At 67.4% G+C, this 16,661-nt stretch carries 12 protein-coding genes; 6 read left to right on the forward strand and 6 right to left on the reverse strand.

The window, feature by feature from the left end; all coding sequences use genetic code 11:
* Nucleotides 1–9: 9 nt before the first annotated feature.
* From Q0982_RS12515 to Q0982_RS12525, 3 genes are all read left to right on the forward strand, one after another.
* A complete protein-coding gene (locus Q0982_RS12515) occupies nt 10–2,175 on the forward strand; it encodes a putative nucleotidyltransferase substrate binding domain-containing protein (RefSeq protein ID WP_299395997.1) in 2,166 nt (721 codons plus the stop codon).
* A 128-nt stretch (nt 2,176–2,303) separates the two neighbouring features.
* Nucleotides 2,304–2,744: a VOC family protein gene (locus Q0982_RS12520; protein ID WP_299396070.1), complete on the forward strand. Its 441-nt coding sequence runs from the start codon at nt 2,304–2,306 to the stop codon at nt 2,742–2,744.
* Nucleotides 2,745–2,758: 14 nt separating this feature from the next.
* Nucleotides 2,759–3,913: a trypsin-like peptidase domain-containing protein gene (locus tag Q0982_RS12525; protein WP_299396000.1), complete on the forward strand. Its 1,155-nt coding sequence runs from the start codon at nt 2,759–2,761 to the stop codon at nt 3,911–3,913.
* Between the two features lies 1 nt (nt 3,914).
* On the opposite strand, the gene Q0982_RS12530 is transcribed toward Q0982_RS12525, so the two are convergent.
* From Q0982_RS12530 to Q0982_RS12550, 5 genes are all read right to left on the reverse strand, one after another.
* Nucleotides 3,915–5,192: a S8 family serine peptidase gene (locus tag Q0982_RS12530; protein ID WP_299396002.1), complete on the reverse strand. Its 1,278-nt coding sequence runs from the start codon at nt 5,190–5,192 to the stop codon at nt 3,915–3,917.
* Nucleotides 5,193–5,332: 140 nt separating this feature from the next.
* On the reverse strand, nt 5,333–7,483 hold the full coding sequence (locus tag Q0982_RS12535; protein WP_299396005.1) for an AAA family ATPase: 2,151 nt from the start codon (nt 7,481–7,483) through the stop codon (nt 5,333–5,335).
* 359 nt (nt 7,484–7,842) lie between these two features.
* Complete coding sequence (locus Q0982_RS12540; RefSeq protein ID WP_299396008.1) at nt 7,843–10,083, reverse strand: esterase-like activity of phytase family protein; 2,241 nt, start codon at nt 10,081–10,083, stop codon at nt 7,843–7,845.
* A 185-nt stretch (nt 10,084–10,268) separates the two neighbouring features.
* The gene (locus Q0982_RS12545) at nt 10,269–10,961 is read right to left on the reverse strand and encodes a glutathione S-transferase family protein (protein ID WP_299396010.1); all 693 of its coding nucleotides are present in this window, start codon (nt 10,959–10,961) and stop codon (nt 10,269–10,271) included.
* On the reverse strand, nt 10,958–12,079 hold the full coding sequence (locus Q0982_RS12550; RefSeq protein WP_299396013.1) for a CaiB/BaiF CoA-transferase family protein: 1,122 nt from the start codon (nt 12,077–12,079) through the stop codon (nt 10,958–10,960). The genes Q0982_RS12545 and Q0982_RS12550 overlap by 4 nt, the downstream gene beginning before the upstream one ends.
* Before the next feature lie 194 nt (nt 12,080–12,273).
* Here Q0982_RS12550 and Q0982_RS12555 point away from each other — a divergent pair, with 194 nt between their 5' ends.
* Nucleotides 12,274–12,918, forward strand: a complete 645-nt coding sequence (locus Q0982_RS12555; protein ID WP_299396015.1) for a cytochrome b561 domain-containing protein — start codon at nt 12,274–12,276, stop codon at nt 12,916–12,918.
* Between the two features lie 54 nt (nt 12,919–12,972).
* Here the strand turns inward: Q0982_RS12555 and Q0982_RS12560 are convergent, their stop codons facing one another.
* The gene (locus Q0982_RS12560; RefSeq protein WP_299396017.1) at nt 12,973–13,974 is read right to left on the reverse strand and encodes a LacI family DNA-binding transcriptional regulator; all 1,002 of its coding nucleotides are present in this window, start codon (nt 13,972–13,974) and stop codon (nt 12,973–12,975) included.
* Between the two features lie 167 nt (nt 13,975–14,141).
* Between Q0982_RS12560 and Q0982_RS12565 the strand changes: the two genes are divergently transcribed.
* Both Q0982_RS12565 and Q0982_RS12570 read left to right on the forward strand, forming a co-directional pair.
* The gene (locus tag Q0982_RS12565) at nt 14,142–15,233 is read left to right on the forward strand and encodes an ABC transporter ATP-binding protein (RefSeq protein WP_299396020.1); all 1,092 of its coding nucleotides are present in this window, start codon (nt 14,142–14,144) and stop codon (nt 15,231–15,233) included.
* A 49-nt stretch (nt 15,234–15,282) separates the two neighbouring features.
* Entirely contained in the window at nt 15,283–16,632 is a 1,350-nt protein-coding gene (locus tag Q0982_RS12570; protein ID WP_299396022.1) for a sugar ABC transporter substrate-binding protein, read from the forward strand.
* Nucleotides 16,633–16,661: the final 29 nt, after the last annotated feature.

Raw genomic sequence — 16,661 nt, forward strand, 5'->3', positions numbered from 1 at the left:
GCCGAGTGCATGAGTTTCCAGGGGGCCGAGACGAGTCTCTCCGGGCTGCCGCTGCGGGCAATCCCGGCTGTTGTACTCGACACCGAAACCACCGGGCTGGACGTCGTCCATGACCATGTCATCGAGATCGGCGGTGTGCGCCTGTCCGGCGGGCGCATCGCCGAAGGCGACAGCCACAGCGTCCTGGTCAACCCCGGCATGCCGATCCCGGGCGATTCCACGGCAATTCACGGCATAACGGACGCCGATGTCTCCGGGGCGCCGGCCTTCCGCGAGGCCATGGATGGGTTCGTCGATTGGGCCGGGCCCTCGGTGGTGATCGGCTATTCCATCGGCTTCGATCTGGCGATCCTCAAGGCCGAGCACGAGCGAAACGGGCTCGACTGGCAGATGCCCCGCAGCCTCGATGTGCGCCACCTGCTTCATCTCGTCGGCGCCAACCTGCCCAGCCAGTCGCTGGAGACGGTGGCGGGCTGGCTCGGGCTGGAGACCAGCAACCGTCACCGGGCCCTGGGGGATGCGATCCTCACGGCCGAGATTTTTTTGGCCCTCGTCCCAAAGCTCGCAGAAGCCGGCGTCACGACCCTCGCCCAGGCGGAGCGGGCCTGCCGGGCGCTCACCGAGCGCCTCGACGAAGAGGCGCGGGCCGGATGGCAGGGCTTCGATCAGTTGGGTCAGGCGGTTGCCCCCAGCGTGGCGGAGTACGCCCGCGTCGACAGCTTTCCCTACCGCCACAAGGTCGCGGACCTGATGAACAGTCCGCCGCTTACCATCGCCGGCGACGCGCCGCTGCAGGAGGCGCTGGGCGTCATGGCCGGCAAGAAGGTGAGTTCCCTGTTTCTGCCGGCCCGGGCCGACGCTGCAGCCGCCGAGGACGGCTGGGGTATCATCACCGAACGCGACGTGCTGCGGGCGGTTGATGCCTTGGGCGGTGCGGCGCTGCAGTGGCCGGTGGCGGAGTTTGCAGCGCGCCCCCTCGTCACCATCAAGGCGGACGAGTTTGTCTACCGCGCGCTAGCGCGCATGTCGGGCGGCGGCTTTCGCCATCTGGGCGTGGTCGACGCGGAGGGTGCGCTGGTGGGCGCGCTCAGCGCCCGCGACCTGCTGCGCCAGCGGGCGAGCGACGCCGTCTCGCTGGGCGACTGCATCGAGCAGGCGGAGACGGCTGCAGAGCTGGGCCGCATCTGGGCTGACCTCACGGTGGTGGCGCGGGCGCTGGTGCACGAGGATGTGGACAGCCGCGATGTGGCGGCCATTGTCTCGCGCGAATTGCGCGCGCTCACGCGCCGCGCCTGCGAGTTTGCGGAGGCGGAGTTGGAAGCGTCCGAGATGGGGCCCGCACCCTTGCCCTATGCGATGATGGTCCTCGGCTCCGGCGGGCGCGGCGAGAGCCTTCTTGCCATGGACCAGGACAACGCCGTGGTTTTCGCCGGCGACGCGGCGGGCTCTGCCGCGGAGCTTAATGGGCGGGACGTCGACCCCTGGTTCGCCGCGCTGGGCCAGCGCACCGCCGACATCCTGAACGATGCCGGCGTCTGCTACTGCAAGGGCGGGGTCATGGCCGCCAACGCGGAGTGGCGCATGGACCTCGCCGGCTGGCGCGACACCGTCGGCACCTGGATCACCCGCTCCAAGCCGGAGGACATGCTGAACTGCGACATCTTCTTCGATGCCGTTCCGGTCCATGGCGCGGCGGAGCTGGCCGAGCGCCTGCATGACGAGGCCTTGGAGGCCGCCAAGGGCTCGCGTTCCTTCCTGCGGCTCTTGGCACTGAAAGCAGGCCAGTTGGAGGCCCCGGTCGGTTGGTTCGGCCGGCTGAAGCTGGACCACGGCCGCGTGGACCTGAAAAAAGGCGGCATCATGCCGATCTTCTCGGCGGCGCGGGTGATCGCCCTGCAGCACGGCATCGCCAAGCGCTCGACGCCGGAGCGGCTGGAGGCCGCCCGCGGCCTCGACCTCGTCCCGGCCCGCACCATCGACAACCTGATCGAAGCGCACCGCATCCTGCTGGATCTCATTCTGCGGCAGCAATTGCGCGACATCGACCAGGGTCTGCCGCTTTCCAACCGCGTGGCGCCCGGGGAGTTGACCGCCTTTCAGCGCCAGGAAATGCGCTGGGCGCTGGACCAGGTGCCGGCCATCGCGGACCTGCTGGGCATTCCCGCCTTCGCCTGAATCCGGCTCACCCGTCTCTTGGGTTTGCGTTTCGCGGCTCGCCTCCTATCTTACAGGCCAAGCAATCCTTCGGGCATGGAGCCCAAACGGCGGCCCGTCACATGATACAGACTGAAGGGGAGGCCTCTTTGCGTTACCTGCACACCATGGTTCGGGTGAAAGACCTGGATGCATCGCTCAACTTCTACTGCAACCTGCTGGGCCTGAAAGAGGTCCGTCGCTATGACAGCGAGAAGGGCCGCTTTACGCTGGTCTTCCTGGCGGCGCCGGAAGACGAGGGCCGCGCCAAGGAGGAAAAGGCCCCCTTGGTGGAGCTTACCTACAACTGGGATCCGGAGGACTACCAGGGCGGGCGCAACTTCGGCCATCTCGCCTACCTCGTGGACGATATCTATGGCCTCTGCCAGAAGCTGCACGACGGTGGCGTGACGATCAACCGCCCGCCGCGCGACGGCCACATGGCCTTCGTGCGCTCGCCGGACGGCATTTCGGTCGAGCTCTTGCAGAAGGGCGACTCCCTGGCACCGCAGGAGCCCTGGTCCTCCATGGAAAACAGCGGAAGCTGGTAGAGGTCCGTATCTCTATGGGCCTGCGATCGGTCAAAGCACTCCTGGCTTTGCGTGGCATCGCATTCGCCGGTGCAGCAGCAGCCTGTCTGGCGGCGCCGGCGGCGCAGGCCCAGGGGACAGACTGCGACCAGCCGGATCCGGTCTGCGACGCCCGCGCTGCCGTCTTTGCCATCTCAGCCTTCGATCCCGTCGGCTCGGCGGTGCGCGTCGGGCCCGACCGCTTGGTCACCGCCCGTCACGTGGTCGCCGACCAGCCAGAGGCGACGCTTTTCCTGGCCGACGGGACGCCCCTGACCGCCACGGTCGTGCCCAGTGGCTATGCCGCAGACCTGGTGTTCCTCACCGTCGACGGCCTGCCGCAAGGGCCGGCTCTGGAGCCGGCGGAAGCTCGGGCGGGGGTCGACCTCTTCACCATCGGGGCCGACGTCGGCCGGCAGCGCATCCGCGCCTATGATCCCGGCCAGACACAGGCTCTGCCGGCGGCCGGGCACCCCCTGGCCCGCCTGCACCACGATGCCTACAGCCAGCCGGGCAACAGCGGCGGTGCGCTGGTCGACGCCGAAGGCCGTCTGGTCGGCATTGTCGCTTCGGGCGGCGAGGGGCGCTTCGAGGCGATCCCCTCCTCGGCGCTCGCGGTGCTGGAATCAAAGAGCGGGCCGGCTTTTGCAGAGGCAAGCGCCGAACTCGGCGCGGCGGTGCGCATCTGTACGACGCTGATCGAAGAGCGTCAGGCGCGGCTGGGCCGGTTGCAGGATCAGGAAGCCAAGGCGATCGCGACCTCCTGTGGCCGTGCCGGCAACCGGCAGCTTCTGGATCTGGCCGGCCAGACCCTGGGGCGCGGTGGTGCCGCTGCGATGGCGGTGCCTCTCTTTGAGCGCGCCCTGGCGGAGGACCCCAATGCGGTCAACACGCGCCTCGGTCTGGTCGTCACCCATCATCTGCTGCGCGACTACGAAGCCGAACTGCCGCATCTGCATTGGCTGATGGAATACGCCGGCGAGGACCTGCAGGTCCTGCGCTTTGCGATCCAGGCCGGCACCTGGGGCGGCGATCCGGACCTGGCGGCAGAGGCGCTGGCGCGGCTGAAGCGGGTCAACCCGCAGACAGCCCCGGCAGCGGAGCGCTTCATGGCGCAGCCGCCACCGCGGCCCCCCAAACTCGCGAACTGACTCAGCCATCCTCGGCCGGGTTGGGGATCCAGCCGCCCGCCACCTTGGGCTGGCCACGCTCCAGCGGCGGCACGGCGCGGTCGAGAATCGCCGCTTTCAGTTCGGCAGCCTGCCAGTCGGGATTGGCCGCCTTCAGGCGGGCGGCGAGGGCTGCCACGCGCGGCACCGCATAGCTGGAGCCGGAGGCCCGGCCGCGCGCCCCGCGGTAGTCGGTTACGTCCAACTGTTCGGCGGGCACCATCAGGTCGACGGACTCCGAACCCCAGTTGGACCCCGCTGCCAGCCGTCCGAAGGCGTCGGCCGAGGTGACGACCAGCATGTTCGTCAGGTCGAGCGCGGCGGGATAGAGCGGCACGGCGTCGATGTCGCGTCCGTCGTTGCCGGCTGACACGACGAACAGCAGGTCGCTGTGACGTTCGGCGGCGGCCGTAAAGGCCGCCCAGTCTTCGGCCTTGCGGCTGCCGAGCGGCATGGCGACGACGCTGCTTCCTGCCGCGGCGGCCGCATCGATCAGATCGGCCATGCGCCCCATGTCCGGGCGCGGATAGCGGTAGGGCAGCAGACGCACTGCGGGCGCCTCCTTGACGAGCAGGCTCGCCACCGGCGTGCCGTGGCGGATCGGGAAAAAGGCGGAGCGGCCGGTGTCGCCGTCGAAGGGGCGTGCATCCAGGTCCCAGAAGTCATAGCCCAGGGGCGTACCCTCGGCATCGCGCGCCAGCCGCTCTGCAATGGCGGGCAGGAGGTAGTTCACGCCGCTGTCGATGTGGGCCACGGTCACCCCGCCGGGGTCTTCGCCGGGCGGCACCGCGGGATTGAGGGCTTCGACCTGCTCCTCGTTGGTCAGGTCCGCCGAGAGATGGACCAGCTCCAGGGCCATGCCGTCATCCCCGTAGCGCAGCGCGCGCGCATGGTGGATCTGACAGGCGCCGTTCGCCAGGGCCGTGATCAGCGGACGGCCGGTATCGCCGTCGTAGAGGGTGAGAGAGATGCGCCGCAACTGGCCGCCCGCGCGCGTCGCCTCCAGACCGAGGTCGGGCGCCGCGACGGGCCCGTCGAGCCGAACCTCCCGGCGGACCCATCTGCCCTCGGGGCCCCGGTCGCGCACTGGTTCGAGCCGGTATCCCGCAAGCGGTCCCTCCGATGCCATCTCCGTGCCTTCGGGATCGAGGAGGATGTCCGGGCAGAGCGCCGCGGCCGCGGCCTGCAGGATCGCGGCGCCAGCATCCTGCGTGTTCTCAGCGGCTCCTGCGGCAGAGGCGGCGCCGAACGTCGCGGCCACGACAGCGGCGGTCAGGAAAGCCGGGCATAGGCCGACAGGTCTAGCCGGCGACTTTTGGTATCTTACTTGGGCGCATGCCATGCCGACCAGTTTCGCACGGACGGCAGACAAAAATCAGCCCCGGACCGCGAGGGTCGTGGTCAGCTGTCCCGCAGCGGCGCGTCCTTCAGGCGCCGCTCCGGCGGCCCCGCGGTGCCGGCGCTGCGCGAAGGGGTGCGAAAGCCGATGGGCTGACGGCCGCCGGTCTTGGCCGCGGCCTCTGCCGCCAGCAGCGCGGCAATCTCCTCAGCCGGCGCGGGGTCTGCCCGGAACTTCAGCTGACGGGCGACGACCGCGAAGTCCCCGGGCGTGAGCCCTTCGATCTGTTGGAGCCGGAGCGGCGCCTTCAGGCCGAAGAACAACCCGAAAGCCTTCTCCCGCTGGGGCGCCGTCAGTGCCTTGAGCGTGACCTTGAAAACAAAGCGGCGCATGGCGGCGGGGTCCAGCTTGTCGGCATGGTTCGTCGCAGCGATGAAGGGCTGGGGATGGCGCTCCATCCAGGTGAGCAGCTCGTTGACCTGGCTTACCTCCCAGCTTCGTAACGCGGCGCCGCGGTCGAACAGCAGGGAGTCGATCTCGTCGAACAGCAGAATGCTGCCCTCGTCCGCCGCTTCGGCGAAGGCATCGGCGATGTGCTTTTCGGAATCGCCGACCCACTTGGACAGCAGATCGGACGCGCGCTTGATCACCAGAGGCTGGTCGAGCTTCTGCGCCAGGTGAAGGGCGAGGGCGGTCTTGCCGGTTCCCGGCGGGCCGGTCAGCAGCAGCGAGAAGTCGCGCGCCGCGCCCTTGGCCGAGAGCTGGCCGAACAGGCGGCCGACATCGCGGTCTGCATGGTAGAGCGACAGGTCCAGTGCCTGCCCCGTCTGCGCGCCGGGCGCAGGCCGGCGTCCGTAACGCAAGCCTTCGACCAATGCCGTCAGGGTCTGCTCGACCTCCGCGCTGCCGCCGGAGGCAAGCCGGGTGGAGCGTGCCGCTTTGCGGGCGACGGCGGATACTTCCGGGGCCGTCGCTGCCAGGCGCTCGATTACGTCTTCCTCCAGCAGCAGCGCTTCGTCCGCCAGAACGCGGGTGAGAATGCGCTTGCGCGCCTGCAGGCGCGGCCGGTCCATCTTCACGATGTAGGACATGCGGCGGAGAAAGGCCGCGTCGATGCTCTCGATGTCGTTGGTCGTCCAGAGCGTCGGGACCGGGTTGTTCTCGAACAGGCGATTGACGAAGACCTTCGATCCGCTGCGCCGGACGAAACGACCGCTGTCGCTGCGCTGGGTGTCGCCGATCAGGTCTTCCATCTCGTCGAACAGCAGCAGGGTGTCGCCGCGGCCCGCCAGCACGCGTTGGGCAAGCGCGAGAGCCGTCACGCGCTCCCAGCGGTTCGGTTCGTCGCCGTATTCGTCAGTCTCGCCGACAGCAAAGAGCCGCGCACCGGCTGCCTTGGCGAGGGTCTTCGCAAGCTCCGTCTTGCCGGTCCCCGGCGGGCCATAGAGCAGAACGTTGACACCCTTGGCCTTGTCGGCGACGGCACCGCTCAGCAGGCGCCGCAGCAGCTCGGCATGCTGCCGGACTTCGGGAAAGTCGAGGATGCCGAGCTCGGCCGGGGCGCTGCGCCCGACAAGGCACTCGATCAGTTCGTCGTCGCCAGCCGGTGCGCGGTCGATCACCCGGTCGACCGCATCGCTGAGATCCAGCGTGATCTCGCCGCCGCGGTTGAGCGCGAGTTCGATCAAGGCCAGCTCCACCACGGCACTGCGCCGCAAGGCCTCGGGAGTCTCGAAGCCGGCGAGCTTGGCGGCGAAGGTTGTGCTGTCCAGGCCATGGCTGCGCAGGCGCCAGTGCAGGGATGCGACCCAGCGCAGACGGTTGATGGCGACGACGATCTGCAGCAGACGCGTCTCTTCACCGGTGAGGTTCAGAACCTTGCCCAGGCGCGCCGCGATCTGCAGAACGGCGGTGGCTTTGCCGTCCGGCGCTTTCGCCGCCGCGGATTCCGCCTTGCGCAGGGCTTTGTCCAGCAAACGCCAGGGATCGGGTTGCGGCTTCTTCTTGGCGCGCTTGGCCCTGGTGGATTTGGACTTGGCGCTCCCGCAGCGCTGTTCTTCCGCCCTGGCGAGCTTGCGCGCAAACCGGGTCAGCCCAAGGATCTCGGCATTCTGGCGGCACCAGCTGACGATGCCGGCGGCGCGCGGCGTCCTGGGTTCAGTCTCTGTCATGGCTGCGCGCAGGATGCGCAGCAGCAGTGCGTGCTCGTTCATCGATCATTCGCGTGTCTGCGCCCGCTGGTGGAGCCGGCGGCACGTGAACAGGGCGCAGCCAAGCGCCGCCAGGGGGCGGTTGTCGTTTGGGTTCGGTCTGGGATGACAGCGCCGGGGTCGGGGCCCCGGCCGGCGCGCTAGCGCAGAGGAAGGACCGCGAAGATCGGCGATGTCATGCCCTTGAGATCAATTCTCGTCATGGGCTTACACCTGATTTGCCATCAATCCGTATCGCCGCAGCGATACGGGCTGGGGGATGTATCAACTCCCAGGTTTGCTGTCAACCGCGGGGCCGCGCAAAAAAAGACCCCGGACTGTTAGGTCCGGGGCCGGCAAAGTTGGCTTAGGGTAAACGCGAATTACTTGGCGGCCAGCACCTCGTTGGCGGCGCCGAGGCGCAGGAACAGGCTTTCGCCCGGCGAGTCGTCGACACCGTCGTTGTCGGTGACCGCGTAGAGCTTTCCGTCGGCCGCGAGGGCAAGTCCCTCCACTTTGTCCGCGGTCCAGCCATTGGCCGCCTTCAGCATCGGCAGCAGGTCCATGGCCAGGGTCTTGGTCAGGACCGGCGGGGCCTCGCCTGGGGCGGCCGGGGTCACCGCCGACAGGTCAACCTGATAGACCCGCTTTATGGCCGCATTATGGCCGGCTTGGTTGTCCCGCTCGAGGATGGCGAAACGGCCGTTGCCGAGCGCGGTGATTTCGCTCAGGCCGACCCAGCCGCCGTTGGCACTTTCCGGCGCGTCGAGCGGGTAGTGCATGACGCCCCAGGTGTTGGTGGCCAGATCCATCGTCAGGATCTTGGTCATGCCTTTGGGATCGTCGTTCCACTCGCGCTGAACGGCGACATAGAGTTTGTTGTCGTCCAGGGCGACGCCTTCCAGCCCGAAGCGCTTCTTCGCGGATTCCAGGGCCTCCGGCAGGGTGATCTCCCGCGCCACTTCACCGCTCGGCAGGACGTGGAGGATCAGGCTCGGGCGCTCCTTCTCGGGGTGGCCTTCAGAGGCAAGGTAGAAACTGCCGTCCGGCGCCGCGGCGATACCTTCCAGATCGAGGTTTTCGACCGGCGTGCCGTTCGTCATCACCGTCCGCGCGGCGACGATGCGGGCCGGTTCTGCCGAAACATCGATGGTGTAGATCTTCGGCACCCCATAGAAGCTGTCGCTCACCGCATAGAGGATCGCCGGGTCGCTCGGATTGGCTGCGAGGCCGGAGAGCGCGCCCCAGCCGATAGGCGCGCCCTCGGGCCCGTTCACCGAGACGATCTGGGTCAGGTCGGGTCCTTCGGCGCCCTGCTGATAGAGCGTGATGGTCGAACGGATGTGATCTTCGGCGGCATCGTCTTCGTTGGAGATGACGATCAGGCCGCGCTCGCCGATGGTGACGATGCCTTCGGGGGCAACGCCGCCGGAGGGCAGGGCCTGGACGAAGTCCATGCGTCCGCTGGTGCCTTGCCCCGCCGTGCCGTCGCGGTAGAGGCCCACCAGGTTGGCACGCTCGAGGCCGACCATCACCAAACGCTCGCCGGCGAAGATGCCGGTGGCCACGCCCTCGGGCTCGCTGCCCTTCTTGCCGGAGCGCTTCTCGGGATAGTGCCCGACAGAGGCGGCCAGATGCTCGGTGGCGTTGCCGGAGTCGTAGAGCAAGGCACCCTCGGCGGAGAACACCGAGAAGCCGCGCGATCCGCCCTCGTAGTCGCCTTCGTTGGCGGTGACGAAGCGGCTATCGTCCAGCCAGGCCACCGCATCCGGTTCGCGCTGCAGGCCCGTCAGCTCGGCGGTCATGGAGATCGTACCGTCGCGCTCGTTGTCGATGCCGCTGAGATCGACGCTGCCGGCGGAGAAATGATTCACGACCGTACCGGCCGCAAGATCGACGATGACCAGATGGTTGTTCTCCTGCAGGGTCACCACCGCGTGGTTCTGCGTGTTGATGGAGACGAATTCCGGCTCCGGATCGTCCGGTGCCACCGCGGCCAGGCCGGTGAGTTCGGTTACCGTGACGGCATCGCAGTTCGCCAGGCTACCGTCGCCGCTGACCTGGAAGCTGGCGAGATAGCCGGCCGGAAGCTGCGGGATGACACCGTCGTTGAGGTCCTCGTCGCGCTCGTTCTCGATCGCCACGGCCAGGAATGCGCCGTCAGGGCTGACGGCCACGCTGTCGGGCTGGCCCTTCAGATCGCAGGTCGCCTTGATTTCATTGGTCGTCAGGTCAATGACCGCGACATGGCCGCCGGGCTCGACGAAGCTCTCGGAGGTGTTGACGCCCGCATAGGCGTGATTGCCGAGGACCGCCACGGAGGTGGGCTCGCCGCCGAGCATGATGATACCTGCCGGTTTCGGATTGGCTGGATCGGCAATGTCGACCTTGCCGATCGCCTCCAGGGCCGAGTCGGTGTAGACCAGCATGGTCCCGTCCATGGCCGAGGTGACGATCTCGGCCACCGTCTCGGTGGCGGGGTCGGTCCCTTCCGGCAGGTTGAGGAAAACCGGGAAGGAGGCGACACGGGCGAAGGGCTCGGTTGCCTGGGCCGGCGCCATGGCGCCCGGAACAAGCCACGCCGCCCCGGCCGTCAGGCCAGCGGCTACGACTGTGCGGAACATTGGAGTCTCCCTGTACGTCTGGAACACTTTACGTCTGGATCAGCCTGCTGATGAGGCGGCGAATTGGTATGCCTGCGCACTCTGGCCTGCCTCTGCGACGCACACATGAAGAATTGATGTCAGAATTATTGCATTGTCCACAGGCGCCATCGCTCGGGCGGCCCTGCGCTCCGGAGGCACGGATTTCAGCGCTTCAGGTGTTCGGCCGTCTGGTTGAACAACAGGCTGTTGTTCGACGCGTTCTGCTGACCGCGGTTCTGCTTGTCCTTGTGCAGGTCGATGGCGCGCTGCACCGCCGGACGCTGCTTGATCCGTCCCCGCCAGTCAGCGATGCGCGGAAAGTCGTCGAGGGCGGCCCCCAGCGGCTTGGCGATGAAGGCCCAGGGAAAGGCCATCATGTCGGCGATGGAGTAGTCGCCGAGGATGTAGTCCCGGCCGTCAAGGCGGCGCTCCAGGACCGCGAGGTTGCGCTCGTACTCCCCGCGGTAGCGCTTGAAGCCATAGTCCTCGCCATCGGGCGCATAGTTCTTGAAGTGGCTGAGCTGCCCGGCCATGGGGCCCTGGTTGGCGCTCTGCCAGAACAGCCATTCAAGGGTTTCCTTGCGCCCCAGAGCGTCCTTGGGCATGAAGCGGCCGGTCTTCTCGGCGAGATAGAACAGGATCGCGCCGCTTTCGAAGACCGGGACCGGATCGCCGACGACGCCGTGGTCGACGATGGCGGGCATCTTGGCGTTGGGGCTGATGGCCAGGTAGTCGGGCTTGAACTGGTCGCCCTCGGCCAGCCTCAGCAGGTGGGTGCGGTACTCCAGGCTGCACTCCTCCAACATGATGGCGATCTTCCATCCGTTGGGCGTGGGGGCGTAGTAGAGCTCGATCATGCCGCGTCCTCGCCAGGATCCTCGTCCGCCGTGGCGCTTTCGAACGCGGCGCCACCGGCGAGCATGGCGTCGATCTCGCCCGCCGAAAAGCCGGCCTCGGCCAGGACCGCCCGGGTGTGGGCGCCGAGGGCCGGGGCGCCGCTGCGTTGGGCGGCTGGGGTCGCGGAGAAGACCGCGGGGTTGCGCGCCTGGCGCAGGCGCCCGGCCTGGGGATGGTCGTGTTCCACGACAATCCCGTTGGCCGCCACTTGCGGATGGCGGATCGCTTCGCGCCGGGTCAGCACCGGCGCGCAGGGCACGCCCGCCGCCTCCAGGCGTTCGATCCACTCCGGCCGCTCCGCCGCCCGGGCCAGAGCCACCCATTCCTTGTGGCGCATCACCGCGACGCTGATGAATCCGTCCCGGGTTTCGTAGATCAGGTCGATCCAGCTCTGCGCGACTTCCTTTTCCATCTCGTCGCCGACGAAGGTGTGGCCGCCCATGTCGGAGCCCCAGAGGAAAGCCAGCACGGTATCGAGCATGGAAAGCTGGATGTGCTGCCCTTCGCCCGTGCGGCTGCGGGCCAGCAGGGCGGCGCAGACCGCCTGTGCCAGGGTGAAGCCGGTCAGCTTGTCGGGCAGGATGGTGCGCACGAGCTTCGGGCGCTCCTCGTCGGAGCCGGCCTGCACGGTGGTCAGGCCGGAGAGCGACTGGATCAAAGGGTCGAAGACGGGCTTCTGGGCGAAAGGCCCGTCGAAGCCGAAGCCGCTGATGGAGGCATAGACCAGCCGGGGGTTGATCTCCCGCAGGGCTTCATAGCCCAGGCCCAGGCGTTCGATCACGCCGGGGCGGAAGTTCTGCGCAAAGACGTCGGCGTCGCGGACCAGCTGCTTCACGGCCTCCAGGCCCGCGGGCGTCTTCAGGTCGAGCGCGATGGAGCGCTTGTTGCGGTTGTTGTTGAGGAAGGAGGCGGAAAAGCCGTTGCGGCGGGTCGCCACCTGGCGCGTGTGGTCGCCGCCCTTGGGCGCCTCCACCTTGATCACGTCGGCGCCCTGGTCGGCCAGGATCATCGTGCCAAGCGGCCCGGAGACCATGTTCGTCAGGTCGATCACCCTGAAACCCTCGAGCGGTCCCGCCATTTCCTCATCCTCCGCAGCACTGTTCCGCGGCCCATTCTGGCAGCTAACGGCGCCTTTGTGCAGCATGCCGTTCGGCCCGCCCTTACGGGGCCTGTCTCGATGCGCCTTGATGTCGGCGCCCGGGCTGGGGCACCTTGCAGGCCGCGAGATCGTTGTGAGACCGATCCGATCCCGACCCGAGAGGTGACGGCACCGTGGATCCTTTGACCTGGCATGCTGTCCTGATGCTGGCGGCCTGGTTGGTCTTGGCGCCCTTGGGCGTCCTGCTGGCGCGCTTCTTCAAGATCACGCCACGGCAGGACTGGCCGCGGCAGTTGGACAACCGCTTGTGGTGGCACGCCCATCTGGCCTGCGGTTACCTGTCGGTGGCCGTGATCGTTCTCGCCGTTGTGCTGGCAGTCTGGGCGAGCGGCGGGTACGAGTACTCGGCCCACGCCGTGCTCGGGTTGCTGGCATCGGCCCTGGCCGTCCTGCAGGTGGTGAGCGGCTGGCTGCGGGGCAGCAAGGGCGGCCCGACCGATGACCGGGCTGTATCAGACGATCCCTCGACTTGGCGCGGCGATCACTATGACATGACCCCGCGCCGGCTTGCCTTTGAAGCCTGGCACAAGACGGCCGGCTACGCGGCGCTGGTGCTGGCCGTTGCGGCGACGGTCACCGGGCTCGATCTGCTGGGCTGGCGCGACGCCCTGCTGTCCTGGCTGCTCGCGCTGCTGCTGGTTTATCTCGCAGCCTTCGTTCTGCTGCAGCGTGCCGGCCTGAAGAGCGATACCTACCGGGCCATCTGGGGACCGGATGAGCGCCATCCCGGCAACCGGCGGGACTCGCGCCGGCGATAGCGGGGGGCGGCTCCGCACAGGGCCGGCAGCCTTTCCTTTGGCAGCCTTTCCTCTTTACGTCGTGGCCCCTTCCATGAACTCGAAACCGGCATCGGTGACGCGCGGCGGTTTCTTGCCGTCCAGCCGGTCGAGGATCCGCTGGGCACTCAGGCATCCCATCTTGTAGCGCGGCGAACGCACTGTGGTCAGCGGCAGGGGCATGGCCTGGCCGATCTCAAGGCCGCTGAAACTTGCGATCGCAATCTTCTTAGGCACCGCGATGCCCTCTGCCAGGCAATACATCAGCGCACCGCTGGCGACCGCGTCGTTGGAGAGGTAGACGGCCTCGATGCGGGGCGACTGGGCCAGAAGATCCGCAAAGTGCCGGCGGCCGAGCGCCACGCTGGAAGGCTCGTCGACCGTCGACTTGGCGACCAGTTCTCCGCCGCCCTGCGTGATGGTCTCAAGAAAGCCCTTGAAACGCTTGCCGGCCGCTTTGTCGGCCTCCAGGTCGCAGCCCAGATAGGCAAAGCGGCGGTAGCCCTTCTCCAAAAGCTTGATGGCGGTGGCGGCGCCGGCCTTGCGGTGGTTCAGCCCGACGCACATGTCGATGGGGTTCCGGGTCAGTTCCATGACCTCGACAATCGGCGCCGGAGAGGCGGTCAACAGATTCACGACATCAGGGTGATGATAGGCGTTGGTGATGATGATGCCGGCCGGCCGCCAGGAAATCATCGCCGCAACCAGCTTGGCTTCGCGCTCCAGGCTGTACTCGGAAACGCCGATGACCGCCTGATAGCCGGCGCCTTCCAGCGTATCGGTGATCCCGGCCAGCAGCTCCGGGAACACAATGTTGCGCAGCGAGGGGATGATCACGGCGAGTTGCATCGACTTCGCCGAGGCCAGGGCGGCGGCCATCCGGTTGGGGACGTAGCCGAGGGACTGGACCGCCTCCAGCACCCTGGCCCGGGTCTTCTGCGAGACGTTGGTCTTGCCGCGCAACACGCGGGACACGGTCATCTCGCTGACCCGGGCGGTCGCGGCCACCTCGCTCAGGGTCCCGGAGCCGGTGGACATCCGTTTTCCCGGCCTTTCGCGTGCCTGTCTTTTCGCCATCCTGCCGCATCCCGGGGGGGTAAAATGTTAGCGTATGACATTTTTGCGTTGCTGCGCCAGTGGAAAGCTTGTTAGCCTAGCTGAAACGGTCGCGAAAAGCGGGCCGGAGAACTGGGAGGACGCGGCTCATGACCGGCGTCGTGCTGCGGGAAGTGGTCAAGGCCTTCGGGCCCGTGATCGTCATTCCCAAGCTGGACCTGACCATCGACGAAGGCGAGTTCGTGGTCATCGTCGGTCCCTCCGGCTGCGGCAAGTCGACGACATTGCGGATGATCGCCGGGCTGGAGATGGTCTCGGCTGGAAGCATTCACATCGCCGGCCGCGAGGTGACGCACGCGGCCCCCAAGGCGCGCGACATCGCCATGGTCTTCCAGTCCTACGCGCTCTACCCGCACATGAACGTCGCGGGCAACATGTCCTTTGCGCTGCGTCTGGCGGGCACGCCCAAGGCGGAGATCGAGGAGCGCGTGCGCCGTGCGGCCGATATGCTGGAGTTGACGCCCTACCTCGACCGCAAGCCCAAGGATCTTTCGGGCGGTCAGCGCCAGCGCGTCGCCATGGGGCGCTCCATCGTCCGCGATGCCTACTGCTTTCTCTTCGACGAGCCGCTCTCCAATCTGGACGCCAAGCTGCGCGCGACCATGCGCACCGAGCTGGCGCTGCTCCATAAGCGGCTCGAGCGCACGATGGTCTACGTGACCCACGACCAGATCGAGGCCATGACCATGGCTGATCGCATCGTGATCATGGAAGGGGGCATCATCCAGCAGGTCGGCAGTCCGAGGGAGGTCTATACGGCGCCGAGCAACCTTTTCGTCGCCGGCTTCATCGGGTCGCCGTCGATGAATCTGCTCGCCGGCGAACTCACGGAGCAAAACGGCGCGCTCAGGGTGCGGGGTACCGGCTTCGACCTGCCGGTGCCGGAGCGTATGCGGTCCCGGGCCTCCGCGGCGGCCAGTCGTGATGTTGTCGTGGGCCTGCGTCCGGAGCATTTCGCAGCGCGCAACGGCGGTGACGGCGAACTTGCGCCGATTCGTCTGGAGGTCGACGTCGCCGAGTACATCGGGTCGAGCCAGTTCCTGGCTGCGCAGGTCGGCGAGCAGCACGTCACGGCTTCGGTCGATGTCGGGCCCGATGCGGCGCCGCTGACCTCCGGCGAGTACTTCTTCGATTCCGACAGGCTTTATCTGTTCGACCGCGACAGCGGGCAGGCCCTCTGACGCGATCGGGCAGGAAACCAACAACCAGAACCCTGGATGGGAGGATGAGATGCAGAGAGTGTTCATGATGGCGGCCGGTCCGATCGCCGCGCTGGCCTTGGGGGCGGCCGTTGCCAGCAGCCCCGCAGCCGCCAATCCCTACGAGAAGTACGAAGGCACCACCATCGTGGTGAGCTGGCCGGCGCTCAGCCATTTCCAGAAGGCCGAGACCCTGGTGGAGGAGTTCACCGAGGAAACAGGAATCGAGGTCGAGATCGACGCGCTGCAGTACCTCAAGCTGCGCGACCGCCAGATCCTGGAGATGTCCAAGCGGGAGGGCGAGTACGACGTCGTTTCCTGGGTTGTGATGTGGAAGGGCGAGTATGTCTCCAAGGGGCTGCTGACGCCGCTGAGCCAGATGTTCACCAACGGCGCCCTGGTCGACCCCGCCTACGACATCGACGACATCGCCGACGCCTATTTGCAGAACGGCGGCATCGTCGGCGGCAAGAAGGGCTACATGCCCGGCAAGTCGGGCGGGCTCTACGGAATCCCCTTCGGGGCCGAAACCTCGATCATGGCTTACCGCAAGGATCTGTTGGAGCAGGCCGGCATCGAGCCGCCGAAGACTTACGACGAGCTGCGCGCGGCGCTGCCGGTGATCAAGGAGAAGACCGGCGTCGGCGCCCTCACCTCGCGCGGCAAGACCGGCCACCAGGTGACGGCCGGCTGGCTGCTGCATCTGGCGCCGCTGGGCGGCAAGATCTTCGACGACAACTGGAACCCGGTCTTCAACAACGCCGCCGGCGTGGAAGCGGCGCAGATCATGCGCGAGATTACCCAGACCGGCCCCACCGGGATTCCCTCCTACGGCTTCTCGGAGGCCTCGGCCGCCTTCCTCCAGGGCGATGCCGCCATGTACATCGATACGCTGAAGATCGCTGCGATGTCGCGCGATCCCAAGCTCTCCAAGGTCGACGGCAAGGTCGGCTTCGCGCTGCATCCGGTCGGGTCGCGCTGCGGCTCGGAGACGGGCGGCTTTGCGGTCGGCATTCCGGCCAACAGCCAGAACAAGGAGGCGGCCTTCCTCTTCATCCAGTACATCACCTCCAAAGCCGGCGACAAACGCATGGTGGAACTGGGCGGCGACCCGATTCGTATCTCGACGATCGAGCACTTCGCCGAGCAGTTCCCGGAATACCCGGTGGTGGCCGAGCAGCTTCCCTGTGCGGACCCGGACTGGCGCCCGCTGATCCCGGAGTGGAACGAGCTCAACATCGACGTTCTGGGTCAGGCGCTGACCGAGGTGATCACCACGGATAAGCCGATCCAGCCGATTATGGACGCGGCGGCGGAAAAGGCGCGCGCCATCATGGAGCGCGAAGGCTACTACGCCTGGTCGGACTATCGGCGGCAGTAAGGACCGAGGAGGAGGGGCGGCTGCAGCCG

Source organism: Pelagibius sp. (assembly GCF_028281305.1).
GTDB lineage: Bacteria > Pseudomonadota > Alphaproteobacteria > Kiloniellales > Kiloniellaceae > Pelagibius.

Coding starts and splice junctions, on each gene's coding strand:
- Q0982_RS12515 (WP_299395997.1), top strand. CDS start 10: ATGAGTTTCCAGGGGGCCGAGACGAGTCTCTCCGGGCTGCCGCTGCGG.
- Q0982_RS12525 (WP_299396000.1), top strand. CDS start 2,759: ATGGGCCTGCGATCGGTCAAAGCACTCCTGGCTTTGCGTGGCATCGCA.
- Q0982_RS12535 (WP_299396005.1), bottom strand. CDS start 7,483: ATGAACGAGCACGCACTGCTGCTGCGCATCCTGCGCGCAGCCATGACA.
- Q0982_RS12540 (WP_299396008.1), bottom strand. CDS start 10,083: ATGTTCCGCACAGTCGTAGCCGCTGGCCTGACGGCCGGGGCGGCGTGG.
- Q0982_RS12545 (WP_299396010.1), bottom strand. CDS start 10,961: ATGATCGAGCTCTACTACGCCCCCACGCCCAACGGATGGAAGATCGCC.
- Q0982_RS12550 (WP_299396013.1), bottom strand. CDS start 12,079: ATGGCGGGACCGCTCGAGGGTTTCAGGGTGATCGACCTGACGAACATG.
- Q0982_RS12560 (WP_299396017.1), bottom strand. CDS start 13,974: ATGTCCACCGGCTCCGGGACCCTGAGCGAGGTGGCCGCGACCGCCCGG.
- Q0982_RS12565 (WP_299396020.1), top strand. CDS start 14,142: ATGACCGGCGTCGTGCTGCGGGAAGTGGTCAAGGCCTTCGGGCCCGTG.
- Q0982_RS12570 (WP_299396022.1), top strand. CDS start 15,283: ATGCAGAGAGTGTTCATGATGGCGGCCGGTCCGATCGCCGCGCTGGCC.